Below are 25,528 nucleotides of genomic sequence, written 5' to 3'. Positions count from 1 at the left end.
TCGACCTCGCGCAAGCCGGACAGCTGGAGATTGCTTCCCCCGGCTTTCGCCGGGGTCGCAATGACAATCAAAGGGCTTTAGGGGATCAGCAACCACCGAATCACCTTCCCACCAGAAAGCCCGCACCATGAAATTCTTCGCCGACACCGCCGAAATCGCCGACATCCAGGAACTCGCCGCGACCGGCCTGCTCGACGGCGTTACCACCAACCCGTCGCTGATCGCCAAGTCGGGCCGCGATTTCAAGGAAGTGACCCGCGAAATCTGCGCGCTGACCACGGGCCCGGTGTCGGCCGAGGTCGTCGCGCTCGACCATGAAACGATGATGAAAGAGGCGGAAATCCTCCGCAAGATCGCCGATAATGTCTGCATCAAGGTGCCGCTGACGATCGACGGTTTGAAAACCTGCAAGGCGCTGACCAGCGACGGCACGATGGTCAATGTCACGCTCTGCTTCTCGGCAGCGCAGGCGCTGCTTGCTGCCAAGGCCGGCGCGACCTTCGTCTCGCCCTTTGTCGGCCGTCACGACGACAATGGCTTCGACGGCATGCAGCTCATCTCAGACATCCGGCTGATCTACGACAATTATGGCTATGAAACCGAAATTCTCGTCGCGAGCGTGCGCCACGGCATCCATGTGCTCGAAGCCGCGAAGATCGGCGCCGACGTGATGACCGCGCCGCCGTCGGTGATCAAGGGGCTGTTCAAGCATATCCTGACCGAAAAGGGCATCGAAGGCTTCCTCGCCGATTGGGCAAAGACCGGTCAGTCGATCTGACTGGCTTCGTCATTGCGAGCGTAGCGAAGCAATCCAGGGCGGTTTACGCGCGCTGGATTGCTTCGCTACGCTCGCAATGACGATGAACAGTTGACGTAAACGTCAACTCACCGCGATACTCGCCCGAAAGGGAGAGATTCGCAATGACCGATACCACCATCCTCACCGAACGGCGCGGCCACATCCTGATCGTCACGATCAACCGGCCCGAGGCGCGCAACGCCGTCAACGCCGCGGTCCACATCGGCATCGGCACCGCGCTCGAAGAGGCGGAAAACGACCCCGAAATCCGCGTCATCGTCATCACCGGCGCGGGCGACAAGAGCTTCTGCGCCGGCGCCGATCTGGTCGCGCTGTCGCGCGGCGAAAGCCTCTACCCCGGCGATCCCGCGCAGCAGGCGTGGGGTTTTGCGGGCATGGTTTCGCACCCGATCTCGAAACCGATCATCGCCGCGGTCAACGGCTTCGCCTTCGGCGGTGGCTGCGAGATCGCGCTGATGAGCGATATCATCGTCGCCGCCGACCATGCGCAATTCGGGCTGCCCGAGGTCAAGGTGGGGCTGTTCGCCGCGGCGGGCGGCGCCTTCCGCCTCGCGCAGCAACTGCCGAAGAAGCTCGCAATGGAATATATGCTCACGGGCGATCCGATCCCCGCCGCGCGGGCGGCCGAATTCGGGTTGGTCAATCATGTCGTCCCGCTCGCCGACCTGCTCCCCACCGCGATCGCGCTCGCCGAAAAGATTGCCGGTAACGCGCCGCTGTCGGTGCAAGCCTCGAAGCGCGTCGCGCTCGGTATCGACGAAGGGCGCATCGCCGCCGACGCGCCCTATTGGGAGCATAACACGCGCGAACGCGGCGTGCTGATGCGCAGCGAGGATGCCCGCGAAGGCCCGCTTGCCTTTGCCGAAAAGCGCAAGCCCCAATGGAAAGCGCGCTAAAATGACGATGACCGATCCCGAGCGCATTCCGGTCATCATCGGCGTCGGACAAATCAACGACCGACCTGACGATCCCGATCAGGGACTCGACTCGCTCGGGCTGATGGTCGCCGCGCTCAAGATCGCGGCGGACGATGCCGGCGTGCCGCTTGCCGACATCGACAGCCTCGCGATCGTCGACCAGATCAGTTTCCACCACCTCGGCAAGCTCTGCGAACCGCTCGCCGCCGCGATCGGCGCAACCCCCGCTGTCAACTATCAGTCCGCCGCGCCGCATGGCGACACGCCCGTACGCCTGCTCAACGAGGCCGCGAACCGCATCGGCGCGGGCGAGATCAAACTCGCGGCGATCGTCGGCGGCGAAGCGCTGCGCACCGCCGCGGGCCGCGCCGCCAAGGCCGCGAGCGGCGAGGACAAGAGCTATAACGCGGTCCGCAAGGTCGCGACGCGCCGCGAACCCAATTATGCGCAGAAGCACGGCCTCGCCGCGCCGGTCGACGTCTATCCACTCTACGAGAATGCGACCCGCGCCGCGTGGGGCCAAAGTCTTGCCGAAGCACAGTTCGAAAGCGCCGAGATCTGGTCGCGTTTCTCCGAGGTCGCCGCCGCGAACGACGGCGCTTGGATCCGCAAGCCCGCCTCGCCCGAGGACATCCTGAAGGTCGACGAACGCAACCGCCCTATCGCCTTTCCCTATTCGAAACTGATGGTCGCCAATTCATCGGTGAACCAGGGCGCGGGCTTCATCGTCGCCAGCCTCGCCGAGGCTAGGCGCCGCGGCATCGCCGAGGACCGCTTGATCCACATCGGCATGGGCGCCGCAGCGAAAGAGCCCGCGAGCATCCTGCATCGCGACCGCTATGATGGCAGCGTCAGCATGGAAACCTCGATCACGCGCACGCTCGAACTCAACGCGATGACCGCCGACGATTTCGATTTCGTCGAACTTTACAGCTGCTTCCCCTGCGTGCCCAAGATGGCGCGGCGCATCCTCGGCTGGCCGTGGGATCGTCCCGCCACCGTGTTCGGCGGCCTCACCTTCGGCGGCGGGCCGATCGCCAATTATATGAGCCATGCGATCGTCTCGATGGTGGAGAAGCTGCGCCACGAAGGCCGCTATGGCTTCCTCTTCGCCAATGGCGGCTTTGCGACCGACAATCATTGCATTGTGCTTGGCAAGCAGCCGATTGCGGCCGCAAGTTTCCCGCAGGATTTCGACTATCAGGCCGAAGCCGAAGCGAAGCGCGGGCTGGTGCCCGAACTGGTCGAGGATTATGCGGGGCCGGCGATGATCGAAAGCTATACGGTCTTCTATGGCCGCGACGGAGCGCCGAAGGCCGGCGTCGTAGTGGCGCGCACGCCCGACGGCAAGCGCACGCTCGCGCATGTCGATGTGAGTGATGCGGCGATGCTGGCATTTTTGACCGACGGGACGCGGGAGCCCGTCGGCACGACCGGGCAGATCGTTGCGCTGGACGAAGGCTTTGGCTGGCGGGCGGTCTAATCCCCTTCGTCATTGCGAGCGTAGCGAAGCAATCCAGGGCGGTTTACGCCTACTCTGGATTGCCGCGTCGCTTCGCTCCTCGCAATGACGAGGATTGTTAATTCAGGTCGAAACTCACCCCCTGCGCCAGCGGCAGCGTATCCGAATAATTCAGCGTATTGGTCGCGCGCCGCATATAGGCCTTCCAGCTGTCCGAACCGCTCTCGCGCCCACCGCCGGTCTCCTTCTCGCCCCCGAATGCTCCGCCGATCTCGGCGCCGCTCGTCCCCAGATTGACGTTGGCGATGCCGCAATCGCTCGCCGCCAGAAACCGCTCGGCCTCGCGTATGTCGGTGGTGAAGATCGCCGACGACAGCCCCGCCGCAACGTCATTGTGCAGTTCGATCACGGCATCGAGATCATAGTAGCGCATGACATAGAGGATCGGCGCAAAGGTCTCTTCGAGCACCGGCCCGACCTGCCCCGGCATTTCGACGAGCGCGGGCTTCACATAAAAGCTCGCGCCTTCGCCAACGCGCTCGCCGCCGTGGACGACGCCGCCTGCATTGCGAGCAGCCGCCAGGGCCGCCTGCATCATCTCATAGGCCGCACGGTCGATCAGCGGGCCGACCAGCACCTCGCCCTCCAGCGGATTGCCAACGCCGACGCTCGCATAGGCGGCCTTCAGTTTCGCCACGAAACCATCGTAGATGCTGTCGTGCAGGAACAGCCGCCGCGTCGTCGTGCAGCGTTGCCCCGCGGTCCCCATCGCGCCGAACGCGACGCCGCGCAGCGCGAGATCGAGGTCGGCCGACGGCGCGACGATCACGCCATTGTTGCCGCCAAGCTCGAGGATCGCGCGCGCAAACCGGTGCGCCAGCCGCGGCGCGACCGCGCGGCCCATGCGCGTCGATCCCGTCGCCGACACCAGCGCCACGCGCCCGTCGTCGACCAAAGCCTCGCCCGCCTCGCGCCCGCCAATCAGCAATTGCGCCAAGCCTTCGGGCGCATCGCCGAAACGCGCCACCGCCCGCTCGAAAATTGCCTGCGTCGCGAGCGCGGTGAGCGGCGTCTTCTCCGACGGCTTCCACACAACACTGTTGCCGCAGACGAGCGCGAGCGCCGCGTTCCACGCCCACACCGCAACCGGGAAATTGAACGCCGAAATCACCCCGACGACACCCAACGGATGCCAGACCTCCATCATCCGGTGCCCCGGCCGCTCGGTCGCGATGGTGAGGCCGTAGAGCTGACGCGAGAGACCGACCGCGAAGTCGCAAATGTCGATCATCTCCTGCACCTCGCCCGCGCCCTCGGACGGGATCTTGCCCGCCTCGATCGTCACCAGCCTGGCAAGGTCGTCCTTCGCGGCGCGCAATTCTTCACCCCACAGCCGCACCAGCTCGCCGCGGCGCGGCGCGGGCACGTCGCGCCAGGCGCGGAACGCCGCGCTCGCCTTGCCCAGCGCCTCGTCCGTCGCCGCGACATCGACGACCTGCACCATGCCCAGCTGTTCGCCGGTCAGCGGCGTCACCGAGGGCATCGACCCTTCGGTCCACAGCGCCCGGTCCACCCCAAGTCCATCGAGCAGCCGCGCGACTTCCTGGCCCAATATCGTCATCATCTGTCCCTTCATCAGCGCCAGCGCGCCCTTGCAGTTTGTGGCTCGCGGGTTATCGCAGCCAGCAAGCGAGTCAAACCGAAAGCGGGAGAAGCAGACGTGTCCGACCTACCCCCCTCCGAACCGCTGGTTCCCGTCCCCGCCGACGCCGCCGCGAACACGCACTGCACCACCGCCGACTATGACCGGCTCTATGCGCAAAGCATCGCCGACCCCGACGCCTTCTGGGCCGAGCAGGCGAAGCGGATCGACTGGATCACGCCGCCGACGAAAATCGGCAACTGGTCGTACAACCCCGTCGAAATCAAATGGTATGAGGATGGCTTTCTCAACCTTTGCCACAACGCCGTCGATCGTCACGTCGCGGCGGGCCATGGGGACCGTATCGCGATCATCTTCGAGCCCGACGCGCCCGACGGCGAAACCCGGCACATCAGTTACGCCGCGCTGCTCGCCGACGTCGTCCGCTTCGCGAATACGCTCAAGAAAATGGGCGTCCAGAAGGGCGACCGCGTCACCATCTATATGCCCATGATTCCCGAGGGCGCGGTCGCGATGCTCGCCTGCGCGCGCATCGGCGCGGTGCACAGCGTCGTCTTCGGCGGTTTCTCGCCCGAGGCGATCCACGGCCGGATCGAGGATTGCGCCAGCGACTGGGTGATCTGCGCCGACGAAGGGCTGCGCGGCGGCAAGGTCGTTCCCCTGAAAGCCAATGTCGACAAGGCGCTAGAACGCGTCGAGGTGAAGGCGGTGCTCGTCATCGCGCATACGGGCGGCGACGTGATGATGAAGGAAGGCCGCGACCATTGGTACGACGCGCTCTCGGCCGACGTCGAGGCCGATTGCCCGTGCGAGCCGATGAACGCCGAGGACCCGCTCTTCATCCTCTACACTTCGGGTTCGACCGGCAAGCCCAAGGGCGTGCTCCATACCGTCGGCGGTTATAGCGTCTGGACCGCCAGCACCTTCTATTATGGCTTCGACTATCGCCCGGGCGAAATCTTCTGGTGCAGCGCCGATATCGGCTGGGTCACCGGCCACAGCTACGTCGTCTATGGCCCGCTCCAGAATGGCGCGACGACTTTGATGTTCGAGGGCGTGCCCAATTACCCCGACCACGACCGCTTCTGGCAGGTCGTCGACAAGCACAAAGTCAACATTCTCTACACCGCGCCGACCGCGATCCGCGCGCTGATGCGCGAGGGCGACGATTATGTGACGCGCCATGATCTCTCCTCGATCCGCCTGCTCGGCAGCGTCGGCGAACCGATCAACCCGGAGGCGTGGCGCTGGTATCATCAGGTCGTCGGCAAGGGCCGCGTGCCCGTGATCGACACCTGGTGGCAGACCGAGACCGGCGGCATCATGATCACCACGCTTCCGGGCGCGCATCCGATGCAGCCCGGCAGCGCGGGACGCCCCTTCTTCGGCATCCGTCCCGAGCTCGTCGATGCCGAGGGCAAGACGTTGGTGTGCGAACAGACCGGTGGCGCCGCCGAGGGGAATCTGTGCATCACGCACAGCTGGCCGGGGCAGGCGCGGACAATCTATGGCGACCATGGCCGCTTCGCCGAGACCTATTTCTCGACCTACAAGGGCAAATATTTCACCGGCGACGGCTGCCGCCGCGATACCGACGGCTATTGGCGCATTACCGGCCGGGTCGATGACGTCATCAACGTGTCGGGCCATCGCATGGGCACCGCCGAGGTGGAAAGCGCGCTCGTCCTCCACGACCTCGTCGCCGAGGCCGCGGTCGTCGGCTTTCCGCACGACATCAAGGGCCAGGGCATCTATGCCTATGTCACCCTAAACGCCGGGGTCGAGCCGACCGACGAGGTCGCCGCCGCATTGAAGCAGCAGGTGCGCAAGGAAATCGGCCCGATCGCGACCCCCGACCATATCCACCTCACCCCCGCGCTGCCGAAGACGCGTTCGGGCAAGATCATGCGCCGCATCCTGCGCAAGATCGCCGAGAATGACTTCGGATCATTGGGCGACACCTCGACGCTCGCCGACCCAAGCCTCGTCGACGGACTGATCGAGGGGCGGAAAAACCGGTAACGGTGCGCCATGGCGCCGTGTGTCCCCGCGAAGGCGGGGACCCATCTCCGGTCGTTTCAAAATCGCGCCGGCCGGAGATGGGCTCCCGCCTTCGCGGGAGCACGCATTTTTGCCGGCCTCACCTGCTCTAAAAATGGAAGTCCGGTAGCTCGGCCAGCGCAATCCCGAGCGCCTCGGCCCAGCCGTGCGACACGCTGTGGAAATAGGCGTCGTCGCGCTCGAAACGCCGCTCGCGCACGGTCGCAAATTCGTCGCGCTCGTGAATCTTGAGGTCGATCGGCAAATCGACTCCCGCGTTCGCGCGAATCGTCGAATCGAACGAGACGCACAGCAATTTCACCGCGTCCTCGAACGACATCGCGGGATCGTATGAGCGGACGATGATCGGCCGGCCATATTTCGTCTCACCGATCTGGAAGAAAGGGTTGTCCTCGCCCGCCTCGATGAAATTGCCTTCGGGATAGATCAGGAACAGCCGGGGCTCCGATCCCCTGATCTGCCCGCCGACGATCAGCGAGGCGCGGAACAGCGACTCCGCCGCAGGGCCCTCGTCATTGTGGCGCATCACGATGCTGCGCAGCGTTTCGCCGACGATCGTCGCGACCGCGAACATCGACGGCGCAGCGAGGATCGACGGATGCCGCTCCTCGGGCGCCTTCGTGCGCTCGTCGAGCAGGCTGACGACCGCCTGCGTGGTCGCGAGATTGCCCGCCGACATCAGCGTGATCACGCGCTCGCCCGGCAGCGTCCAGCTGCGCATCTTGCGGACCTGCGAGATGTCGTCGACACCCGCATTGGTGCGGGTGTCCGACATGAACACCAGCCCTTTGTTCAACCGCATGCCAACGCAATAAGTCATCGAACCCCGTAATCCCCGCCCCGATAATCCTGGACCGCCCCGGTCCGCTTATTGCTGGACCTGCAATTGGACAACCAGATTTTCTTGCGCCGCACCATAACGCATGCCGCGAACCGGGGCGGCGTCGCGATAATCGAGCCCGGTCGCGACGCGAATATAGCGCTGGTCGGGCGAATGGCCGTTGCTCACGTCGAAGCCGATCCAGCCGATATGGTCGAAATGCGCCTCCGCCCAGCCATGCGTCGCGTCCTGATGCGTCCGGTCGTTCATCATCAGATAGCCCGAGACATAACGCGCCGGGTGCCCGAGGTGGCGCATCGCCGCGATGAAGATATGCGCATGGTCCTGGCACACCCCGCCATCCCCCGCCAGCGCCTGCTCGGCGGTCGTCTCGGCGTCGGTGACGCCGATTCGATAGGCCAGCCTGTCCAGGATCAGCGCCGACAGCGCATGCGCGCGCTCGATATCGTTGACGAAGTCGCGGCCCAGTTCGGCGGTCAGCGAACGCACCCCGCGCCCCGCGCGCGTCAGCGGCGTCGGGCGCAAAAAGGTCCAGAGCGGCATCGCGCCGCGGTGCGGCCCGATCACTCCGTCCCATGTGATGAGTTCGACCTCGCCGGCGCAGCGGATGACGAGTTCGCTGGTTCCCCCATCGACCGACACCAGATCGACGCCATTGCCGTGATGGTCGGTATAGTGAAGCTGCTGCGCTCCGCCCTCGATCGCGATCGTCCAGTCGTGGATCAGTTGCTGCCCCGGCCGTTCCTTCGGCGTCAGCTTCAACTGCTGGAGCGCATAGCGGACCGGGCTGTCATATTGATAATGGGTGATATGTTCGACGCGCAGGCGCATGCTTACTCCACGAACCGGTAATCGCGCTCGATCTGCCGCGCGAGTGCGGCATTGGCGCGGAGGAACTCGGTGATGAACTCGTGCAGCCCGCCGTCGAAGATCGACGCGATCGGACGCGTCAGCCGGTCGCGGCAGATCGACGCCCCCATGCGCACTGCATCGGTCTCCTCGCCATAAGCGTGCTGAAGCCACGCGAGATTGTCGTTCATCTTGTCGCAGCAGAAAGCCAAGCTGCGCGGCATCTGTTTATAGAGGATCAGGAATTCGGCGATCTTCAGCGCGCTGATCTCGGTTCCGTAGAGCCAGTGATAGGCGCGGTGCGCCGACACCGAGCGCAGGATCGTCTCCCACTGCACATTGTCGATCGACGTGCCGATATGCGCGACCGAAGGCAGGAGCAGGTAATATTTGACGTCGAGGATGCGCGCGGTGTTGTCGGCGCGCTCGAGGAAGGTGCCGAGGCGCGAGAAATTATAGCCGTCATTGCGCAGCATCGTCCCCGCAAAAGCGCCGCGCACCAATCCGCTCTGCTGGCGGATCGCCGCAAGCACGTCGGGCAAATCATCCTCGCGCACCTGCCGTTTCAGCAGCGCGCCGAGCGTCATCCAGCTCGTATTGATCGCTTCCCATGCCTCGCGGGTCAGATAGGTACGAGCGGTGCGGGCGTTGTCGCGCGCCTGCTTGACAACCGACATGATGCTCGACGGATTGGCAGGATCGCGCAGCATGAAATCGACGACGCGCTGCGAATGATAATCCTGCTGCGTCTGCCGAAAGGCATAATCCTGCCCCGCAGTCACGAGCACCGATCGCCACTCGGCCGCCGCGGTGCTCGATCGGGTCAGTGCGATGCGAAAACCTGCGTCAATCAACCGCGCGTTGTTTTCGCTGCGCTCCAGATAGCGCGCCATCCAGTAAAGAGCACCAGCGGTTTTCCCTAGCATGGGGCAGCCCCCTCCGCTGAGGCCCCATCCATTTCGTCATTGCGAGGAGCGAAGCGACGCGGCAATCCAGAGTTGCGTAAACCGCTCTGGATTGCTTCGCTTCGCTCGCAATGACGGGGAAAGGGGACGATACGCACCATCAATCCTCCAGCACCCATGTATCCTTGGTCCCGCCGCCCTGGCTCGAATTGACCACCAGCGATCCCTTGCTCATCGCAACCCGCGTCAGGCCGCCCGGCGTGATCCTGATCCCCTGCGGCGACATCAGCACGAAGGGGCGAAGGTCGACGTGGCGCGGCGCAAGCCCCGCCTTGGTGAAGATCGGCACGGTCGACAGCGACAGGGTCGGCTGCGCGATATAATTGCGCGGGTTCGCTTCCAGCTTGGCGCGGAAGGCGGCAATCTCCTTCTTGCTCGCCGCCGGGCCGACGAGCATGCCGTATCCGCCCGACCCGTGGACCTCCTTGACCACCAGCTCGGGCAGCCGGTCGAGCACTTCCCTGAGATGTTCGGGCTCGGAGCAGCGCCAGGTCGGCACATTGGGCAGCAGCGCCTTTTCGCCGGTATAGAATTCGATGATGTCGGGCATATAGCTGTAGAGCGCCTTGTCGTCGGCGATCCCCGTCCCGGGCGCGTTGGCGATCGTGATCCCGCCGGCGCGATAGACGTCCCAGATCCCCGGCACGCCGAGCATCGAGTCCGGGCGGAAATTGAGCGGGTCGAGGAAATCATCGTCGACGCGGCGATAGAGGACGTCGATCGGCGTATAGCCCTGCGTCGTGCGCATCGCGACGCGGCCGTCGACGACGCGCAAATCATGCCCTTCGACCAGTTCGGCGCCCATCTGGTCGGCGAGGAAGCTGTGCTCGAAATAGGCGCTGTTATGAATGCCCGGCGTCAACACCGCGACCGTCGGCGTCCCGTTGCACGCGGGCGGCGCGCAGGCGGCGAGCGACTTCAACAGCTTGAGCGGATAATCGCTGACCTCGCGCACCGAAATCTTCGCGAACAGCTCGGGAAACATCTGAAGCATCGTCTCGCGATTTTCGAGCATGTACGACACCCCCGACGGGGTGCGCGCATTATCCTCGAGCACATAATATTCGTCGGCGCCGGTGCGCACGATGTCGATGCCGCTGATATGCGTATAGACGCCGCCCGGCGGGTCCATGCCCATCATCATCGGCAGGAACGCCTCGTTGCGCGAGATCAGATCGACCGGGACGCGGCCCGCGCGCAGGATTTCCTGCCGGTGATAAATATCGTGGAGGAAGGCGTTCAACGCCCGCACCCGCTGTTCGATTCCGCGCGACAGGCGGCGCCATTCGTTCGCCGCGATAATACGCGGGACGACATCGAAGGGGATCAGCCGCTCGTCGGCCTCATCCTCGCCATAGACATTGAAGGTGATGCCGGTGGTGCGGAAAAAGGCCTCGGCCTGCTGCGCCTTGCGCTGGATGCGCGCCGCATCCTCGCGGCTGAACCAGTCGGAATATTCGCGATAGGGCGACCGGACGTCGCCCCCCTGTCCCGTCATCTCGTCGAAAAAGGAAATGCGCCCGCCCTTTCCAAGCAACATGCCACCGTCCGACCGCGCGCGCCCTCGTGGGCGTGCGCGGCGCCGTCGTTCCTGCCTGCTGCGTCGCTTGTCTGGCTACGCGGCCGCCAAGCTTGTGAAGGCGATGCTAATCGCGCCCGCGCACCTTGGCAAGCGGCCTCGTGGCTCGGATTGATACGGTAACATCAAGGGCTTGCCGCGCGCCCGAAAGCGCGCGGCGGAGATAGGGTCAGATCGCCCCGTGGCAATGCTTGTACTTGCGGCCCGAACCGCAGGGGCACGGCGCGTTGCGGCTGATCTCGAGCGCGGCATAGGGATTTTCGCCCTCGGGCAGATCGGGCTTCGGCACCTGCATCGGCGGCAGCGTGTTCGCGATCACGCCCAGCGAGCCCGCATCGACGTCGGCGCTGTTATCCTCGCCCGTGAAGGGGTCGATGTGCGTGGTCAGGAAGTCGGGCAGGTCGGGGAGCGGCATCGGCTCGGGCTCTTCGAAGCGCAGGTCGATGCGCGCGACGGTGCGCGTCACATCCTCGCGGATATTCGACAGCATGCGCTCGAACAGCGCAAAGGCTTCCTGCTTATATTCGTTGATCGGCTGCTTTTGCGCATAGGCGCGGAGGAAGACGACCTGACGCAGCGCGTCGAGCGTCGAGAGATGCTCCTTCCAATGATGGTCGAGCGTCTGGAGCAGGATCGACTTCTCGATCCCCTTCCACGTTTCGGCGTCGACGAGTCCGGCCTTCTCCGCGGCGATCGCGTCGGCCGCCTGCTGGATGCGCTCCTCGAAGATTTCGGCGTCGACCGCGTCTTCCTGCATCCACTCGTCGATCGGCGGCGCCAGGTCGAGGATGTTCGCGACCCGCTCCTTCATCGTCTCGACGTCCCATTGTTCGGGATAGCTGCCCGGAGGGCACGCATCGGCGACGATCGAGTTGACCGTCTCGGCACGCATCGCGGCCATCACCTCGTCGACGGTCTCGCTGTCGATGATCTCGCCGCGCTGTTCATAGATGACCTTGCGCTGGTCGTTCATGACATTGTCGTACTCGACGACCTGTTTGCGGATGTCGTAGTTGCGCGCCTCGACCTTCTTCTGCGCGGTCTCGATCGCCTTCGACAGCCACTTCGACCCGATCGCTTCGCCGTCCTCCAGATTCTTGTTCATCATCTTGGAGAAGAGCGTGTCGGGGCCGAAGATACGCAGGAGATCATCGTCGAGACAGAGGTAGAATTTCGACAGGCCGGGGTCGCCCTGTCGCCCCGAACGGCCGCGCAGCTGGTTGTCGATGCGGCGGCTCTCGTGGCGCTCGGTCGCGAGCACGAACAGCCCGCCTGCGGCCTTCACCGCTTCGCGCTCGGCCTCGACCTCGGCCTTGATCCGCGCGATGCCGGCGTCGCGCTCGGGGCCTTCGGGCAGATCCTTGAGCTCGTCGTCGATACGGAATTCTTCGTTGCCGCCGAGTTTGATGTCGGTGCCGCGGCCCGCCATGTTCGTCGCGATCGTCACGGCACCCGTGCGGCCCGCCTGCGCGACGATATGCGCTTCGCTCTCGTGGAAGCGCGCGTTGAGGACGCTGTGCGGCACCCCTTCCTTTTCAAGATAGGAGGAGAGCAGCTCGGACTTCTCGATCGACACCGTGCCGACGAGCACCGGCTGGCCGCGCTCGTTCGCTTCGCGGATCGTCTTGGCGATCGCGCCGAACTTGTCGTTGATATTCTTGTAGAATTCATCCTCGTCGTCGATGCGCGCGATCGGGCGGTTGGTCGGGATGTTGACGACATTCATCTTGTAGATGTCGAAGAATTCGGCGGCCTCGGTCGCGGCGGTGCCGGTCATCCCCGAAAGCTTGGGATACATGCGGAAATAATTCTGGAAGGTGATCGAAGCCAGGGTTTGATTTTCGGGCTCGATCTGCACGCCCTCCTTCGCCTCGACCGCCTGGTGCAGCCCGTCGGACCAGCGGCGGCCGTCCATCATGCGGCCGGTGAATTCGTCGATGATCACGACCTTGCCGTCCTTGACGATATAGTCGGTGTCGATCCGGAACATCTGGATCGCCTTCAGCGCCTGGTTGACGTGATGGACGACCTGTGTGTTCTCGATGTCATAGAGGTTGTTGCCCTGAAGCAGGCCCGCGGCTTCGAGCAGCCGTTCGACATGTTCGGTGCCGTCTTCGGTCAGGTTGATCGACTTCGACTTCTCGTCCTTCTCATAATCCTCCTCGCCGAGCTGGAGCACCACCTCGTTGACGCGGATATAAAGCTCCGACTTGTCGTCGGTCGGGCCCGAGATGATCAGCGGGGTGCGCGCTTCGTCGATCAGGATCGAATCGACCTCGTCGACGATGCCGAAGTTGAATTCGCGGTGGACCATCTGCTGGCGGTCGAACTTCATATTGTCGCGCAGATAATCGAACCCCAGCTCGTTGTTCGTCGCATAGGTGATGTCGCTGTTATAGGCGTCGCGGCGCTGCATCTCGTTGAGGTTGGGGACGATGATCCCCGTGGTCAGGCCAAGGAAGCCATAGACGGTGCCCATCCACTCGGCGTCGCGGCGGGCGAGATAGTCGTTGACGGTCACGACATGGACGCCCTTGCCCTCGAGCGCGTTCAGATAACAGGGCAGCGTCGCCATCAGCGTCTTGCCCTCGCCCGTCGCCATTTCGGCGATTTCGCCGCGGTGGAGCACAACGCCGCCGATCATCTGGACGTCGAAATGGCGCATGCCGAGCGTGCGGACCGCCGCCTCGCGCACCGTGGCGAAAGCTTCGGGCAGGATGTCGTCGAGCGTCTCGCCGGCGCCCAGCCGGTCGCGGAATGTCTGCGTCTGCGCCTGCAGCCCAGCGTCATCGAGCGCCTGCATCGCGGGTTCGAAGGCATTGATCTTGTCGACGATCTTGCGGATCGAGTTGACGTAACGGTCGTTGGACGAGCCGAACAGGCTCTTGGCGAGGCCAGAAAACATGGAATTTCCCTTGGATTTAGAATGAAATGGCGGCGTTTTTCAGCCGCAAGACAGATGAAACGGGCCTCATCGCGAGGCGGCGCCCTGAACAGGCGCGAACGACCCGGCGCTATTCTAGTGCGCGGTCGCTACCGGTCAGCAGACCGGGCAGATACGGCGGAGCCGCCTTGCGCGGCTTGCCGCTGCCGGTCGACGTGCGCCGCGGCGCGGTGTTGGTGGTGGGGCGGCGCTCGGTATCGTTCGCTTCGGTCTTGCCCGTCGTTTCGGCCAGCAGGACCAGCGCCCCCATCGCCGCCGGAACGGCAGGCGCGGCAACTGCCCGGTCGGCGGTCGCTAGGCCGGTCAGCAATGCCAAAAGGGTCAACAACAACCGCAAGAATCGCCCCTCTATACGTTCGGGAGCGTGGAATATTGCGCCCCGTCCCCTGAACATAGGGTGAAAGCCGCGCGGCGTCTAGGGGGCGGGGGCTTTGGCGGGCTCCGTCAGACCGGGATTCAACCCCTTCACTTCGATCAGAAAGCTCTTGGGCTTCTTGAACAATTTGCTTTTGCGATTGACCTGCAAGCCGACGACCTCGGCCAGCTCCATCACGAAATGGACGCAGTTGCGCTTGTTCAGGCTGTAACTCGGCTGCTCGCGGTCGCGCCATTCGGCGACCTTCGCCAAGACCCGCCCATAGGTCGCATCGTCGACCGTCACGTCGAACTGGCGGTCGCTCTTTTCGATATAGTCGGGCTTCGACGATTCGACCTTGCCCTTCACCGACCCGAACAGGATCGCGGGGCTGACCGAAACCGCGGTGAAGCCGTAATTGGCATCGACCGCCTCGCCCGTCGTGTCGAGCCTGCCCTTCATCACGATGAAGGCGTGCGGAAATCGGTCGCCGAAATCATGGCTGTAAAAGCTCACGACCACTTCGGCGCGCGCGGGGGCGGCGAGGCCCGCGCACAGCATCAGCAGCGACAGGATGATAGAACGAAGGCCGCGGGTCATCCCCGCCCTCTTAGCCATCGGCGCCGGATATTGCCAAGCCGCGATTGCCGCTTGACCCTGACATCGACTTCGCATCATGTCTCATTGACATCAATGTAAGGAGGGGCCGGATGGCACGGAAGGCGATTTTCATCACCGGGGGCGGATCGGGCATCGGCCGGGCGGTCGCGCGCCATTTCGCGGGGCAGGGCTGGTTCGTCGGCATCGCCGACGTCAACCGCGCCGGGATCGATGAAACCGCCGCGCTGCTTCCCGAGGGCGCGTCGTCGCGCCACGTCATGGACGTGCGCGACCGCGACCAGTGGAGGGTCGCGCTGGACGATTTCGCCAGCGTGAGCGGCGGCCGCCTCGACGTCCTCTTCAACAACGCCGGCATCGGGTCGGGCGGGCAATATATGGACATGGCGCCCGAGGAGGCCGACCGGCTGATCGCAATCAACTTCGGCGGAGTCGTCAACGGCATCTATATGGCGCTGCCGCTGCTCAAGGCGACGCCGGGATCGGCGATCCTCAACACCGGCTCGGCGTCGGGCTTTTACGGCGTCGCGGGGCTCGCGGTCTATTCGGCGACCAAATTCGCGGTGCGCGGATTGACCGAGGCGCTCGAGATCGAATTCGCCAAACACGGTATCAAGGTGCGCTCGCTGATGCCCGGCTTCATCGACACACCCTTGCTCGATCAGGTCAGCGCTGACAGCAACGAACCCGCGCGCAGCCGCCTGTCCGCCAGCGGATTCGAGATTTCGCCGGTCGAGGACGTCGCAAAGGCGGCGTGGGATGCGGTGCATGGCGACCGCGTGCATATGCCCGTCGGCAAGATGGCGCGGCGACTGTCGCGCCTCGCGCGCTGGTTCCCCGGGCTGATCGCGCGCCAGTCGAAAAAGATCGACGGCCTGGGCGCGGCGGCGCATTGAGCCCAAAGTCGGCTTTGGGGTGGAAAGCGGACCCTTGTGCACCCCGGCGAAAGCCGGGGCCCAGAGCGGAAAAGCGCAATGCTAGCGCGGGAATTCTGGACCCCGGCTTTCGCCGGGGCACACATCTCTATCGGCAGCAATCGGTCGCCAGCCGCCGTTCGCCTAACAACTATTTCCCCGTCCCGCAGGTCACCGACCCGCTGCCGACATTGCGCACGGTGCACACAGGCCGCCCGAGCACCACAACCTTGCCGATCCCGCGCGACGTGACTGCCGCGCTCTTGACCGCGCGCAATATATGATCGCCCGCGCCCTCGCTGTCGCTGATCAGCGCGCCGACCGACAGCGAGCCGGCATCGACGACGCCCGCGCCCGACAATGTCATCTGCGCGGTCTTGGCCGCACCGCCGAGCGTCATCGTGCCGTTGCCGATCATCGCCACTTGCAATCGGTCGGCCGCGATCGCGCCAACGTCCAGCCGCCCCGGGCCGCGCAGCCCGACCATGGCACGCTGCCCCTTCAGCGTGTCGATCCGGAGCGACCCCGCCCCGGCAAGCGTCGCGCTGTTCAAATTGGCGGCGTTCACCCGCACCGTCACCGGTCCCCGCGGCGCCCCGCGCTTTTCATCCCCCGCGAACTGGCGCTGGCTGATCACCAGCCGTCCGTCGCGGCTTTCCAGGCTCAGCCGGTCGAGGGCGTCCTGCGGTCCCGTCGCCACCGCGCTCACCGGCGCGCGCGTCACCACCTCGACCGCGACGTCGGCGCTGACCTCGATCGCCTCGAAACTGGTCAGGCCGAAGCGTTTCTCGGCCGCCGACACGGGGCCGGCGAGCGACAGGAGCGACAGGGCGGCCGCCGCGACAGCGACGCCCCTTGCGAAATATGGCAGGGCGCTGGTCATGGTGCTCCCCTAACCTTTTCGGGCCGGCAGCACCATAGGCGCCTCAGTTGCAGGTCGCGGTGCCCGACCCCATCGTGCGCGTCGAACATTTGCCGCCGCCGCCGATCGTCGCGTCGCCCGACCCCAGGATCGAAATGTCGGCGCTGCTGCTCGCTTTCGCATCGACGTCGCCCGATCCGGTGATCGACACGTCGAGCGTCGTCGCGGCGAGCCCGCCCGCCGCGATGCTGCCCGATCCGGTCACGTCGAAATTACCCGACCCGATCGTTCCGCCACCGACCTCGATATCGCCCGATCCCGATATCGTGATCTTGGCGCTCTTGCCGTTCAGCGCGCCGACCTTGAGGTCGCCCGATCCGGTCACGACCGCCTCGGCCGCGTCGCCATCAACCGCATCGGCGTCGATCTCGCCCGATCCGGTCAGGCGCACGGCGCGGAGCGCCGGCATGGTGATCGCGATCTCGACATCATCGTCGTCGCCGCTGAAGCTGAAACCCGAATTCTTGCGTCCGATCGACAGCATGTCGCCGTCGAGTTCGATTTCCAGCTCGTCGATCACCGCCTTCGGCCCCTTGGCGGTGATCGAGAAAGCGTCGCCGCGGCGGATCGTCACATCGTCGGGACCCGCGACCTTGACGCCGGTGAAGCCCGTGAGGTCATAGGCCTGCGTCGTCGCCGGTCCCGCATCGACCGTGCGCGTGCCGCCCTTGCCGTCGCTCGTCACCTCGGCGCTGCACGCCGTAACGGTCATCGCGAGAGCCAGCGGCAGAACCGCCATCGTCCAGTTACGCATCGAGAATCTCCTTTGTGTATTGCTTACGTAACACACGCTTGCCACCGCTGTCCAGCGCAAGCCGCCATCTTGTCGCCACCTTCGTGGCGCAAAGGCGCGCATCCTTCAGGAATGAGACGATGAGCGTAGCCTTTCGCCGCGAGAGCGACGACGAACATAAAGAACCCGAGTTCGAGTGGCCGATTCCTGTCGGCCCCAATCTCGTAACGCCACGCGGCCTCCGTCTGATCGGCGAAGAGGTTGCGCGTCTCAACACCGCAATCGCCGCCGAAACCGACGGCGACGCGCGCAAAAAGCTCCAGCGCCGACTTCGCTACCTCCATACGCGTCAGGCGACCGCCGACGTGCAGGCGCTCCCCGGCGACGATGTCGTCGGCATCGGCAGCCGCGTGCGCTATGCGTTGGGCGGCTCCGAGCGGGTCGTCACGATCGTCGGCCATGACGAGGCCGACCCCGCAGCGGGCCGCATCGCCTTCACCTCGCCGCTCGGCCGCGCCTTGATGGGCGCCGAGGCGGGCGACATGGTCGCATTTCAGGGACGTGAGGACGCCATCGAAATCCTTGCCGCCACCGCCGATCCGGAGGTCTTGGCATGAAAGACAGGTTCGAACGCCACAAACAGCCGTGGACCGCGGCCGAGATCGACAAGCTCCACACGCTTGCGAAAAAGGGCATGGCATTGAAAGCCATCGCCAAGGCGCTGACGCGCAGCGAGGAATCGGTGAAGACACGCGCCAAGGCCGATGGCCTGTCGATCGCAAAGCTGCACTGACGCATCCATGACCGCCCCCGATTATGACGCCATCGTGCTGGGTGCCGGCGCGGCCGGGCTGATGTGCGCCGCGGTCGCGGGGCAAAGGGGGCGGCGCGTCCTGCTGCTCGACCACGCTGATCAGGTGGGGAAGAAAATCCTGATCTCGGGCGGCGGGCGCTGCAACTTCACCAATATCCACACCGTCCCCGACCGCTATATCTCGGCGAACCCGCATTTCGCGAAGTCGGCGCTCGCGCGCTACACCCCCGCCGACTTCATCGCGCTCGTCGATCGCCATGGCATCGCGCACCATGAAAAGACGCTCGGGCAGCTCTTCTGCGACGGCTCGGCCAAACAGGTCGTCGCGATGCTGCTCGACGAATGCGCGAAGGGCGGGGTCGAGGTCCGCTGCGACCAGCCGGTTCGCGAAGTGACACATGCGGATGGCAAGTTCCGGGTGATTTTCGGCGACCAGCCCTTCACCGCCGCCAACCTCGTCATCGCGACCGGCGGGCCGTCCATCCCGAAGATGGGCGCGTCCGGTTTCGCTTACGACCTCGCCCGCCAGTTCGGCCTCAAGGTCGTCGAGCCGCGCCCCGCGCTCGTCCCGCTGACGCTTGGCGGCAACGATGTGCTGTTCCGTGACCTCTCGGGCGTCGCGACCCCCGTTGAAGCGCGCGCAGGCAAGGCGGCGTTCCGCGAAGCCGCGCTTTTCACGCACAAGGGTCTGTCGGGACCCGCGATCCTCCAAGTCAGCAGCTACTGGCGGCACGGCGAGCCGGTGACGATCGACTTCCTCCCCGACGCCGGGCCGGGCTGGCTCATCGAAACCAAGCGCGTGCGCCCGCGCGCGACGCTCGTTTCGGCGCTCGCCCTGCCCGACCGCCTCGCGCAGACGCTCGCCGAACGCCTCGCGCTTCCCGGCGAACTCGGCGCGTTGACCGACCGCAAGCTTGCCGACGCCGAAGCGCGCCTCAAGCGCTGGCCTTTCCACCCCAACGGCACCGAAGGCTTCGCCAAGGCAGAGGTTACCGTCGGCGGAATTTCGACCGCGAACCTGTCCTCGCAAACAATGATGGCCAAAAGCGTGCCGGGGCTGTATGCGGTCGGCGAAGCCGTGGATGTCACCGGGTGGCTGGGCGGCTATAATTTTCAATGGGCTTGGGCCAGCGGGCACGCGGCGGGCCAGGCCCTTTAGGAAAAACCCACATAATTCTTCGTCATGCCGGACGCGTTTCGGCATCCATGACCCAATTTTCGATCCCGGGCGACAGACCCCGGGGCAAGGCCGGGGCAGCGAAGACACAACCGCGGCGCCTTTGCTGCTCAGGATAAGAAGAACAACATGCCTTTCGAACAACTTTCGCCCGTCCTTGCGGACGCCCTCACCGCGCGCGGCTATGAAGCGCTCACCCCCGTCCAGACGCAGGTCACGCAAGACGAAGCCAAGGGCCGCGACCTCCTCGTCTCCGCCCAGACCGGCTCGGGCAAGACCGTCGCCTTCGGTCTCGCGATGGCCGACGAACTGCTCGAAGACGGCCGCCTGCCCTTCGCAACCTCGCCGCTGGCGCTCATCGTCGCGCCGACGCGCGAACTCGCTCTGCAGGTCAGCCGCGAACTCGCCTGGCTTTACGGCAAGGCCGGCGCGCGCATCGCAACCTGCGTCGGCGGCATGGACGCGAGCAAGGAACGCCGCGCCCTGGGTCAGGGTGTGCAGATCGTCGTCGGCACCCCCGGCCGCCTGCGCGACCATCTCGAACGCGGGGCGCTCGACCTCAGCGCGCTGCGCGTCGCCGTGCTCGACGAAGCCGATGAAATGCTCGACATGGGCTTTCGCGACGATCTGGAGGAAATCCTCGACGGCACCCCCGCGACGCGCCGCACTTTGCTGTTCTCGGCGACGCTCCCCAAGCCGATCGTCCAGCTTGCCAAGCGTTACCAGCAAGACGCACTGCGTATCTCGACCGTCGGCGAAGACCGCGGCCATGGCGACATCGCCTATCAGGCGGTGACCGTCGCCCCCGCCGACATCGAAGGCGCGGTCGTCAACCTGCTCCGCCTGCACGATGCCGAGACCGCGATGCTGTTCTGCGCGACGCGCGACAACGTCCGCCGCCTTCATGCCAGCCTTGTCGAGCGCGGCTTTGCCGCCGTCGCGCTGTCGGGCGAGCATAGCCAGAACGAGCGCAATCAGGCGCTGCAAGCGCTTCGCGACCGTCGCGCCAAGGTCTGCGTCGCGACCGACGTCGCCGCGCGCGGCATCGACCTGCCGACGCTCAGCCTCGTCATCCACGTCGAAATCCCGCGCGACGCCGAAGCGCTCCAGCACCGTTCGGGCCGCACCGGCCGCGCCGGCAAAAAGGGCACCGCGGTCATCATCGTCCCCTATCCGCGCCGCCGCCGCGTCGACGGCATGCTGCGCGGCGCGCGAATCGAGGCCGAGTGGATGGACGCACCGACCGCCGCCGATGTGCGCGCGCGCGACCAGGAACGGTTGATGGAGAAGCTGCTCACGCCGCAAGAGCATGAACCCGAGGATCTCGAGCTCGCGCAGCGCCTGATGGCCGAGCGCACGCCCGAGGATATCGCCGCCTCGCTCGTCCGCTCGCACCGCGCGCTGATGCCGCCGCCCGAGGATCTGCTCGACAACGGCCCGCGCGGCCGCGACGCCGCCGGCCGTCCCGAGCGCGGCGAGCGTTTCGAGCGCCCCGAACGTGGCGGCGATCGCCGCGAGGGGTTCGAGGACGCCGTCTGGTTCCGCCTCAACATCGGCCGCCACCAGAATGCCGATCCGCGCTGGATCCTGCCCCTGCTCTGCCGCCGCGGCCATGTGAGCAAGAACGAAATCGGCGCGATCCGCATCGGCCCCAAGGAAACGATGTTCAACATCCCGCGCGCGATCGCCGACCGCTTCGCCGAGGCCGTGACGCGCACCGCAAATCAGGATGGTGAAGACGACAGCGGCGTGTCGATCACGCCGGCCCCCGACGGCCCGACCTATCCGCCGCGCCGCGACAAGTCCCCGCGTGATGGGGCGCCGCGCGGCAATTTCGCTCGTGCGCCCGGTGGCGATCGCGGGTTCGGCGATCGCTCGGGACCGCGCGGTCCGCGCGCGCCGGGCAGCAACACCGAACGCTACAAGCCCAAGCCCTACGGTCAGCGCAGCCCGCGCCGCCCGTCGAAGTAAAACCGAACCCCTCCCCTGATGGGGAGGGGCTTTTGTCGCACCGCTATTGCACTCGCCTCCCTCGCCCACCAGATGGACCGGACAGCAGGAGAGCGGCGGATGAAAGCGATCGAAGCCTTTATCGAAAGCCAGGGCGGGCCCGAGGTCATCGACTGGCGCGAGGTCACGCTCGGCGAACCCGGCCCCGGTCAGGTCCTCGTGCGACAAACCGCGGTCGGGCTCAACTATCTCGACACCTATCACCGCGACGGCACCTATCCGATCGAGCTTCCCGGCGGGCTCGGGGTCGAGGCTGCGGGCGAGGCGATCGCAATCGGCGCCGACGTTCACGGCATCCGGCCCGGCGACCGGGTCGCAACCTTCGGCCCGCAGCGCAACGCCTATGCGTCGGCGCGGCTCGTCCCCGCATCCTCGCTTTTCAAGCTGCCGCCCGGCATCGACGATGAAACCGCCGCCGCCGCGCTGCTCAAGGCTTGCACCGTCGAGATGCTCGTCGAGCGCTGTGCCAAGGTCGAAGCGGGTTCGACGGTGCTCGTCCATGCCGCCGCCGGCGGCGTCGGGCTGATCCTCGTCCAATGGCTGAAGGCCATCGGAGCCACGGTCATCGGCACCGTCAGCACCGAAGCGAAGGAGCATGCCGCGCGCGAGGCGGGCGCCGATCATGTCATCCGCTACAAGGCCGAAGATGTTGCCGCGCATGTCCGCGAAATCACCGACGGCCAGGGCGTGCCCGTCACCTTCGACGGCATCGGCATGGCGACCTGGGCGACCTCGCTCAAATCCACCGCGCGCCGCGGGCTCATCGTCAGCTATGGCAACGCCGGCGGCCCCGTCACCGGCGTCAACCTCGGCATCCTCGCGCAGCATGGCTCGCAGTTCGTGACGCGTCCGACCCTGTTCGATTATTATCACCTGCCCGGTGAACGCGCGGCAGGCGCCGACCGGGTGTTCGAAATGATCGAGGGCGGCGCGGTGCGGATCACTGTCGGTCAGCGCTATTCGCTGGAAGATGCGGCAAGGGCGCACGCCGATCTGGAGGCCGGGCGGACGACCGGATCGAGCCTGCTGATTCCCGAACACCCCTGAACCCCTCCCGCTTGCGGGAGTGGGGAGGGTTCGCGGCGCTAAAGGCTTTTCCCCCATCCCCGCCCCGAAGAGAGGGAGAAATTACGCCTTCAACCGCTCCGCGTGCCAAGCGACATGCTCGGCCATGAAGGTCGAGATGAAATAATAGCTGTGATCATAGCCCGGCTGCATGCGGATGTCGGCCTTCTGTCCTGCCCGCCCGCACGCTTCGACCAGCAATTCGGTCTTGAGCTGTTCGGTCAGGAAATTGTCGGCATCGCCTTGGTCGACGAGCAGGTCGGGCACGCGCAACCCCTGATCGAGCAGCGCGCACGCATCATAAGCGTGCCAGTCCTCGCGGTCATCGCCAAGATAACCGCCGAGCGCCTTCTGGCCCCACGGGCACTGCGACGGCGCGACGATCGGCGAAAAGGCCGAGACCGAGCGGAAGCGGTCCTGATTGCGCAGGCCAATCGTCAGCGCGCCGTGCCCGCCCATCGAATGCCCCGTGATCGCCTGCCGCGTCAGGTCGGCGCTCGCGAAATTGCGCAGCACCAGCGAGGGCAGCTCGTCCTCGACATAGGAGCGCATCCGGTAATGTTTCGCCCACGGCTCCTCGGTCGCATCGACATAGAAGCCCGCGCCCATCCCGAAGTCATGGGCCCCGTCGGGATCGTCGGGCACATCCTCGCCGCGCGGGCTGGTGTCGGGCGCGATGAAGATCACGCCATGCTCGGCGCAGGCGGCGCGATATTCGCCCTTCTCCATCACATTGGCGTGGGTGCAGGTCAGCCCCGACAGATACCAGAGTACCGGCAACTTGGCGCCGTGGGCATGATCCGGAACGAAGACCGCAAAGGTCATGTCGGTGCCGGTGGTCGTGCTCGCGTGCTTGTAAACGCCCTGCGTGCCGCCATGGCTGCGGGTGGTGGAGATGGTTTCGAGGGTCATGCTGCTTCCTGAACGGGGATGGGTGCGGTCACCGGATCATGCCCCCAATGACGCAGCAGGTCGAGGATCGATCCGCCCGACAGCCCCAGCGTCGCGGTGTTGCGGAGCGGGTGGACGTTGACGGCGGGCGCGGTCGCCAGCGCCGCATCCAGCACCACGGTAACGCTCCCAGGCTGCGCATTGATCGCCGCGAGCGGCGTCACCGACCCCGGCGAAATGCCCAGCAATCGCTCCATATCGCCAGCCTTGCCGAAGCTCACGCGCTTGCTGCCGATCGCGGCGGGCAGCGCCTTCAGATCGACGCGCGCATCCGACGGCACGGTTACGAGCCAAAATGCCCCGCCCGCATCCTTCAGGAACAGATTTTTCGTATGCGCCCCCGGCATCGCGGCGTGCACCGCGTCGCTTTCGGCAACGGTGAACACCGCATCATGCTCATGCTCGGCGAAGGGGATAGCAAGTGCCTTCAGGTCCGTTCGCAATCCCGCTTCGCCGCGCATGATCGAACCTCACACGATGCGGTGCAGCGCGCAGAGCTTGTTACCCGAGGGATCGCGAAGATAGGCGAGATACATGGCGCCGAACCCGCCTTCGCGCACGCCCGGTGGGTCTTCGATCGCGGTGCCGCCGTTGGCGACGCCCGCGTCGTGCCACGCCTTGGCCTGCTCGGGCCCTTCCATCGCAAAGCCGATCGTGCAGCCATTGCCTGCGGTCGCCGGCTCGCCGTCGATCGGAGGCCCGACGAGGAACAGTCCGCCATTGTGCACATAGATCAGCCGGCCCTTGTCGTCCTGGATCGCGGGCTTGCCGCCGATCGCCTGAAAGGTCGCGTCATAGAATTTTCGCGCCGCTTCGATGTCGTTCGCACCGACCATATTGTGACTGTACATGGCTCTCCGCTCCTCCTGATTATCGTTGCGATTCACTACCTATACCCGGCGTCACCGGAAAACCACCGTCTTGCGGCCGTCGATCAAAACGCGCTGCTCGGCGACCCAGCGCACCGCGCGCGCCAGCACCTGCGCCTCGGTGTCGCGGCCGATGCGGATCAGCTCATCGACACCGTCGCGATGATCGACGCGCTCGACCGCCTGCTCGATAATCGGCCCCTCGTCGAGGTCGCTCGTTACGAAATGCGCGGTCGCACCGATCAGCTTCACCCCGCGCTCGTGCGCCCGATGATAGGGTTTCGCGCCCTTGAAACCCGGCAGGAAGCTGTGGTGGATGTTGATGCAGCGTCCCGCGAGTTTCGCCGACAGATCCTCCGACAAGACCTGCATATAGCGCGCCAGCACCAGATATTCCGCGCCCGCCTCGGCCATGATCTGCAGGATCGCCGCTTCCTGTTCGGCGCGGTTGGCATCGCTCACGGGCAGGTGATGAAAAGGCACCCCATGCCATTCCGAAAGCCGCCGCTGCGCTTCGTGGTTCGACACCACGCCGGCGACGTCGATCGCCAGATTGCCGGTCGACCAGCGATGCAGCAGATCGTTGAGACAGTGGCTGCCCTGCGACACCGCGATGACGAAGCGTGGCTTGACGCTGGTGTCGCTGATCCGCGCTTCCATCGCAAAGCGGCTGACGATCGGCGCGAAGGCCGCCTGCACGCCCGCCAGGTCGACGGGAAAGTTCGACCCCGCACCGCGAAACTCGACACGCATGAAAAAGCGCCCCGAACCCAGGTCGGCATATTGCTGGCTGTCGAGAATGAATCCCTCGCGTGTCGCAAGCAGCCCCGTCACCGCGGCGACGATGCCCACCGCGTCGACGCAGCTGAAGGTCAGGACATAGGGTCCGGTCACATCAAGGCTCCCCAATTCACGTCATTGCGGGCGAAGCGAAGCAATCCAGGGGCTTTACGCAGGCTCTGGATTGCCGCGTCGCCTGCGGCTCCTCGCAATGACGAA

24 protein-coding genes are annotated in these 25,528 nt (G+C 65.4%); 10 read left to right on the top strand and 14 right to left on the bottom strand.

Going from position 1 to position 25,528, the window contains the following annotated elements; all coding sequences use genetic code 11:
- Nucleotides 1–127: 127 nt before the first annotated feature.
- From fsa to VSX79_RS01710, 3 genes are all read left to right on the top strand, one after another.
- The gene (gene fsa / locus VSX79_RS01720; protein ID WP_088440397.1) at nucleotides 128–778 is read left to right on the top strand and encodes a fructose-6-phosphate aldolase; all 651 of its coding nucleotides are present in this window, start codon (nucleotides 128–130) and stop codon (nucleotides 776–778) included.
- A 143-nt stretch (nucleotides 779–921) separates the two neighbouring features.
- Nucleotides 922–1,716 (top strand): crotonase/enoyl-CoA hydratase family protein, encoded by a 795-nt coding sequence (locus VSX79_RS01715; protein WP_326914234.1) that lies wholly within the window; start codon nucleotides 922–924, stop codon nucleotides 1,714–1,716.
- Nucleotide 1,717: 1 nt separating this feature from the next.
- Nucleotides 1,718–3,220 (top strand): acetyl-CoA acetyltransferase, encoded by a 1,503-nt coding sequence (locus tag VSX79_RS01710; RefSeq protein ID WP_407697239.1) that lies wholly within the window; start codon nucleotides 1,718–1,720, stop codon nucleotides 3,218–3,220.
- Nucleotides 3,221–3,317: 97 nt separating this feature from the next.
- Here VSX79_RS01710 and amaB read toward each other — a convergent pair whose 3' ends face one another.
- Complete coding sequence (gene amaB, locus VSX79_RS01705) at nucleotides 3,318–4,835, bottom strand: L-piperidine-6-carboxylate dehydrogenase (RefSeq protein ID WP_326914233.1); 1,518 nt, start codon at nucleotides 4,833–4,835, stop codon at nucleotides 3,318–3,320.
- An 84-nt stretch (nucleotides 4,836–4,919) separates the two neighbouring features.
- Between amaB and acs the strand changes: the two genes are divergently transcribed.
- Nucleotides 4,920–6,884, top strand: a complete 1,965-nt coding sequence (acs, locus tag VSX79_RS01700) for an acetate--CoA ligase (protein ID WP_326914232.1) — start codon at nucleotides 4,920–4,922, stop codon at nucleotides 6,882–6,884.
- 127 nt (nucleotides 6,885–7,011) lie between these two features.
- On the opposite strand, the gene VSX79_RS01695 is transcribed toward acs, so the two are convergent.
- The 7 genes from VSX79_RS01695 to VSX79_RS01665 all read right to left on the bottom strand — a co-directional run bounded on the left by VSX79_RS01695 (nucleotide 7,012) and on the right by VSX79_RS01665 (nucleotide 15,056).
- Complete coding sequence (locus VSX79_RS01695; RefSeq protein ID WP_179498790.1) at nucleotides 7,012–7,743, bottom strand: peptidase; 732 nt, start codon at nucleotides 7,741–7,743, stop codon at nucleotides 7,012–7,014.
- A gap of 48 nt (nucleotides 7,744–7,791) precedes the next feature.
- Nucleotides 7,792–8,595 (bottom strand): transglutaminase family protein, encoded by an 804-nt coding sequence (locus tag VSX79_RS01690; RefSeq protein WP_326914231.1) that lies wholly within the window; start codon nucleotides 8,593–8,595, stop codon nucleotides 7,792–7,794.
- 2 nt (nucleotides 8,596–8,597) lie between these two features.
- Nucleotides 8,598–9,539, bottom strand: coding sequence for an alpha-E domain-containing protein (locus VSX79_RS01685; protein WP_179498786.1), 942 nt, complete (start codon nucleotides 9,537–9,539; stop codon nucleotides 8,598–8,600).
- A gap of 139 nt (nucleotides 9,540–9,678) precedes the next feature.
- A complete protein-coding gene (locus VSX79_RS01680; protein WP_179498784.1) occupies nucleotides 9,679–11,118 on the bottom strand; it encodes a circularly permuted type 2 ATP-grasp protein in 1,440 nt (479 codons plus the stop codon).
- 208 nt (nucleotides 11,119–11,326) lie between these two features.
- Nucleotides 11,327–14,062 (bottom strand): preprotein translocase subunit SecA, encoded by a 2,736-nt coding sequence (gene secA / locus VSX79_RS01675; RefSeq protein WP_179498782.1) that lies wholly within the window; start codon nucleotides 14,060–14,062, stop codon nucleotides 11,327–11,329.
- Nucleotides 14,063–14,171: 109 nt separating this feature from the next.
- Nucleotides 14,172–14,438, bottom strand: coding sequence for a hypothetical protein (locus VSX79_RS01670; RefSeq protein WP_179498773.1), 267 nt, complete (start codon nucleotides 14,436–14,438; stop codon nucleotides 14,172–14,174).
- Between the two features lie 78 nt (nucleotides 14,439–14,516).
- Nucleotides 14,517–15,056, bottom strand: a complete 540-nt coding sequence (locus VSX79_RS01665) for a hypothetical protein (protein WP_326914230.1) — start codon at nucleotides 15,054–15,056, stop codon at nucleotides 14,517–14,519.
- Between the two features lie 110 nt (nucleotides 15,057–15,166).
- Here VSX79_RS01665 and VSX79_RS01660 point away from each other — a divergent pair, with 110 nt between their 5' ends.
- The gene (locus VSX79_RS01660) at nucleotides 15,167–15,970 is read left to right on the top strand and encodes an SDR family oxidoreductase (RefSeq protein WP_326914229.1); all 804 of its coding nucleotides are present in this window, start codon (nucleotides 15,167–15,169) and stop codon (nucleotides 15,968–15,970) included.
- A gap of 169 nt (nucleotides 15,971–16,139) precedes the next feature.
- Here the strand turns inward: VSX79_RS01660 and VSX79_RS01655 are convergent, their stop codons facing one another.
- Nucleotides 16,140–16,871, bottom strand: a complete 732-nt coding sequence (locus VSX79_RS01655) for a head GIN domain-containing protein (RefSeq protein WP_179498767.1) — start codon at nucleotides 16,869–16,871, stop codon at nucleotides 16,140–16,142.
- Nucleotides 16,872–16,914: 43 nt separating this feature from the next.
- The gene (locus VSX79_RS01650; protein WP_179498765.1) at nucleotides 16,915–17,664 is read right to left on the bottom strand and encodes a head GIN domain-containing protein; all 750 of its coding nucleotides are present in this window, start codon (nucleotides 17,662–17,664) and stop codon (nucleotides 16,915–16,917) included.
- Nucleotides 17,665–17,783: 119 nt separating this feature from the next.
- On the opposite strand from VSX79_RS01650, the gene VSX79_RS01645 reads away from it, so the two are divergent.
- The 5 genes from VSX79_RS01645 (at nucleotide 17,784) to VSX79_RS01625 (ending at nucleotide 22,691) form a co-directional block, all read left to right on the top strand.
- On the top strand, nucleotides 17,784–18,260 hold the full coding sequence (locus tag VSX79_RS01645) for a GreA/GreB family elongation factor (RefSeq protein WP_179498763.1): 477 nt from the start codon (nucleotides 17,784–17,786) through the stop codon (nucleotides 18,258–18,260).
- Nucleotides 18,257–18,436: a hypothetical protein gene (locus VSX79_RS01640; protein ID WP_179498761.1), complete on the top strand. Its 180-nt coding sequence runs from the start codon at nucleotides 18,257–18,259 to the stop codon at nucleotides 18,434–18,436. Before VSX79_RS01645 ends, VSX79_RS01640 begins: the two co-directional genes overlap by 4 nt.
- A 7-nt stretch (nucleotides 18,437–18,443) precedes the next feature.
- Nucleotides 18,444–19,616: a BaiN/RdsA family NAD(P)/FAD-dependent oxidoreductase gene (locus VSX79_RS01635; protein ID WP_326914228.1), complete on the top strand. Its 1,173-nt coding sequence runs from the start codon at nucleotides 18,444–18,446 to the stop codon at nucleotides 19,614–19,616.
- Nucleotides 19,617–19,763: 147 nt separating this feature from the next.
- Nucleotides 19,764–21,605 (top strand): DEAD/DEAH box helicase, encoded by a 1,842-nt coding sequence (locus VSX79_RS01630; RefSeq protein ID WP_179498757.1) that lies wholly within the window; start codon nucleotides 19,764–19,766, stop codon nucleotides 21,603–21,605.
- A 99-nt stretch (nucleotides 21,606–21,704) separates the two neighbouring features.
- Nucleotides 21,705–22,691 carry a quinone oxidoreductase family protein gene (locus VSX79_RS01625; protein WP_179498755.1) on the top strand — a complete coding sequence of 329 codons (987 nt, stop codon included), beginning with the start codon at nucleotides 21,705–21,707 and terminating at the stop codon, nucleotides 22,689–22,691.
- An 81-nt stretch (nucleotides 22,692–22,772) separates the two neighbouring features.
- On the opposite strand, the gene fghA is transcribed toward VSX79_RS01625, so the two are convergent.
- From fghA to purU, 4 genes are read right to left on the bottom strand one after another with little or no spacing between them, the layout of a single operon-like run.
- Nucleotides 22,773–23,621, bottom strand: coding sequence for an S-formylglutathione hydrolase (gene fghA / locus VSX79_RS01620; protein WP_326914227.1), 849 nt, complete (start codon nucleotides 23,619–23,621; stop codon nucleotides 22,773–22,775).
- The gene (locus VSX79_RS01615) at nucleotides 23,618–24,121 is read right to left on the bottom strand and encodes a prolyl-tRNA synthetase associated domain-containing protein (protein WP_326914226.1); all 504 of its coding nucleotides are present in this window, start codon (nucleotides 24,119–24,121) and stop codon (nucleotides 23,618–23,620) included. The genes fghA and VSX79_RS01615 overlap by 4 nt, the downstream gene beginning before the upstream one ends.
- Nucleotides 24,122–24,130: 9 nt before the next feature.
- The gene (locus tag VSX79_RS01610; RefSeq protein ID WP_179498748.1) at nucleotides 24,131–24,511 is read right to left on the bottom strand and encodes a VOC family protein; all 381 of its coding nucleotides are present in this window, start codon (nucleotides 24,509–24,511) and stop codon (nucleotides 24,131–24,133) included.
- A gap of 51 nt (nucleotides 24,512–24,562) precedes the next feature.
- Nucleotides 24,563–25,423, bottom strand: a complete 861-nt coding sequence (purU, locus tag VSX79_RS01605; RefSeq protein WP_326914225.1) for a formyltetrahydrofolate deformylase — start codon at nucleotides 25,421–25,423, stop codon at nucleotides 24,563–24,565.
- Between the last annotated feature and the right edge of the window lie 105 nt (nucleotides 25,424–25,528).

This window comes from Sphingopyxis chilensis (assembly GCF_035930445.1).
GTDB classification, from domain to species: Bacteria; Pseudomonadota; Alphaproteobacteria; order Sphingomonadales; family Sphingomonadaceae; genus Sphingopyxis; species Sphingopyxis chilensis.
Note: the sequence above shows the minus strand (reverse complement) of the source record. Positions and strands in the feature narration are given on the sequence as shown.

Coding starts and splice junctions, on each gene's coding strand:
- secA (WP_179498782.1), bottom strand. CDS start 14,062: ATGTTTTCTGGCCTCGCCAAGAGCCTGTTCGGCTCGTCCAACGACCGT.
- VSX79_RS01650 (WP_179498765.1), bottom strand. CDS start 17,664: ATGCGTAACTGGACGATGGCGGTTCTGCCGCTGGCTCTCGCGATGACC.
- VSX79_RS01615 (WP_326914226.1), bottom strand. CDS start 24,121: ATGCGCGGCGAAGCGGGATTGCGAACGGACCTGAAGGCACTTGCTATC.
- VSX79_RS01645 (WP_179498763.1), top strand. CDS start 17,784: ATGAGCGTAGCCTTTCGCCGCGAGAGCGACGACGAACATAAAGAACCC.
- fsa (WP_088440397.1), top strand. CDS start 128: ATGAAATTCTTCGCCGACACCGCCGAAATCGCCGACATCCAGGAACTC.
- VSX79_RS01690 (WP_326914231.1), bottom strand. CDS start 8,595: ATGCGCCTGCGCGTCGAACATATCACCCATTATCAATATGACAGCCCG.
- VSX79_RS01665 (WP_326914230.1), bottom strand. CDS start 15,056: ATGACCCGCGGCCTTCGTTCTATCATCCTGTCGCTGCTGATGCTGTGC.
- VSX79_RS01685 (WP_179498786.1), bottom strand. CDS start 9,539: ATGCTAGGGAAAACCGCTGGTGCTCTTTACTGGATGGCGCGCTATCTG.
- fghA (WP_326914227.1), bottom strand. CDS start 23,621: ATGACCCTCGAAACCATCTCCACCACCCGCAGCCATGGCGGCACGCAG.
- VSX79_RS01695 (WP_179498790.1), bottom strand. CDS start 7,743: ATGACTTATTGCGTTGGCATGCGGTTGAACAAAGGGCTGGTGTTCATG.
- VSX79_RS01630 (WP_179498757.1), top strand. CDS start 19,764: ATGCCTTTCGAACAACTTTCGCCCGTCCTTGCGGACGCCCTCACCGCG.
- VSX79_RS01625 (WP_179498755.1), top strand. CDS start 21,705: ATGAAAGCGATCGAAGCCTTTATCGAAAGCCAGGGCGGGCCCGAGGTC.
- VSX79_RS01635 (WP_326914228.1), top strand. CDS start 18,444: ATGACCGCCCCCGATTATGACGCCATCGTGCTGGGTGCCGGCGCGGCC.
- VSX79_RS01710 (WP_407697239.1), top strand. CDS start 1,718: ATGACGATGACCGATCCCGAGCGCATTCCGGTCATCATCGGCGTCGGA.
- VSX79_RS01715 (WP_326914234.1), top strand. CDS start 922: ATGACCGATACCACCATCCTCACCGAACGGCGCGGCCACATCCTGATC.
- VSX79_RS01610 (WP_179498748.1), bottom strand. CDS start 24,511: ATGTACAGTCACAATATGGTCGGTGCGAACGACATCGAAGCGGCGCGA.
- VSX79_RS01655 (WP_179498767.1), bottom strand. CDS start 16,871: ATGACCAGCGCCCTGCCATATTTCGCAAGGGGCGTCGCTGTCGCGGCG.
- amaB (WP_326914233.1), bottom strand. CDS start 4,835: ATGAAGGGACAGATGATGACGATATTGGGCCAGGAAGTCGCGCGGCTG.
- VSX79_RS01660 (WP_326914229.1), top strand. CDS start 15,167: ATGGCACGGAAGGCGATTTTCATCACCGGGGGCGGATCGGGCATCGGC.
- VSX79_RS01640 (WP_179498761.1), top strand. CDS start 18,257: ATGAAAGACAGGTTCGAACGCCACAAACAGCCGTGGACCGCGGCCGAG.
- VSX79_RS01680 (WP_179498784.1), bottom strand. CDS start 11,118: ATGTTGCTTGGAAAGGGCGGGCGCATTTCCTTTTTCGACGAGATGACG.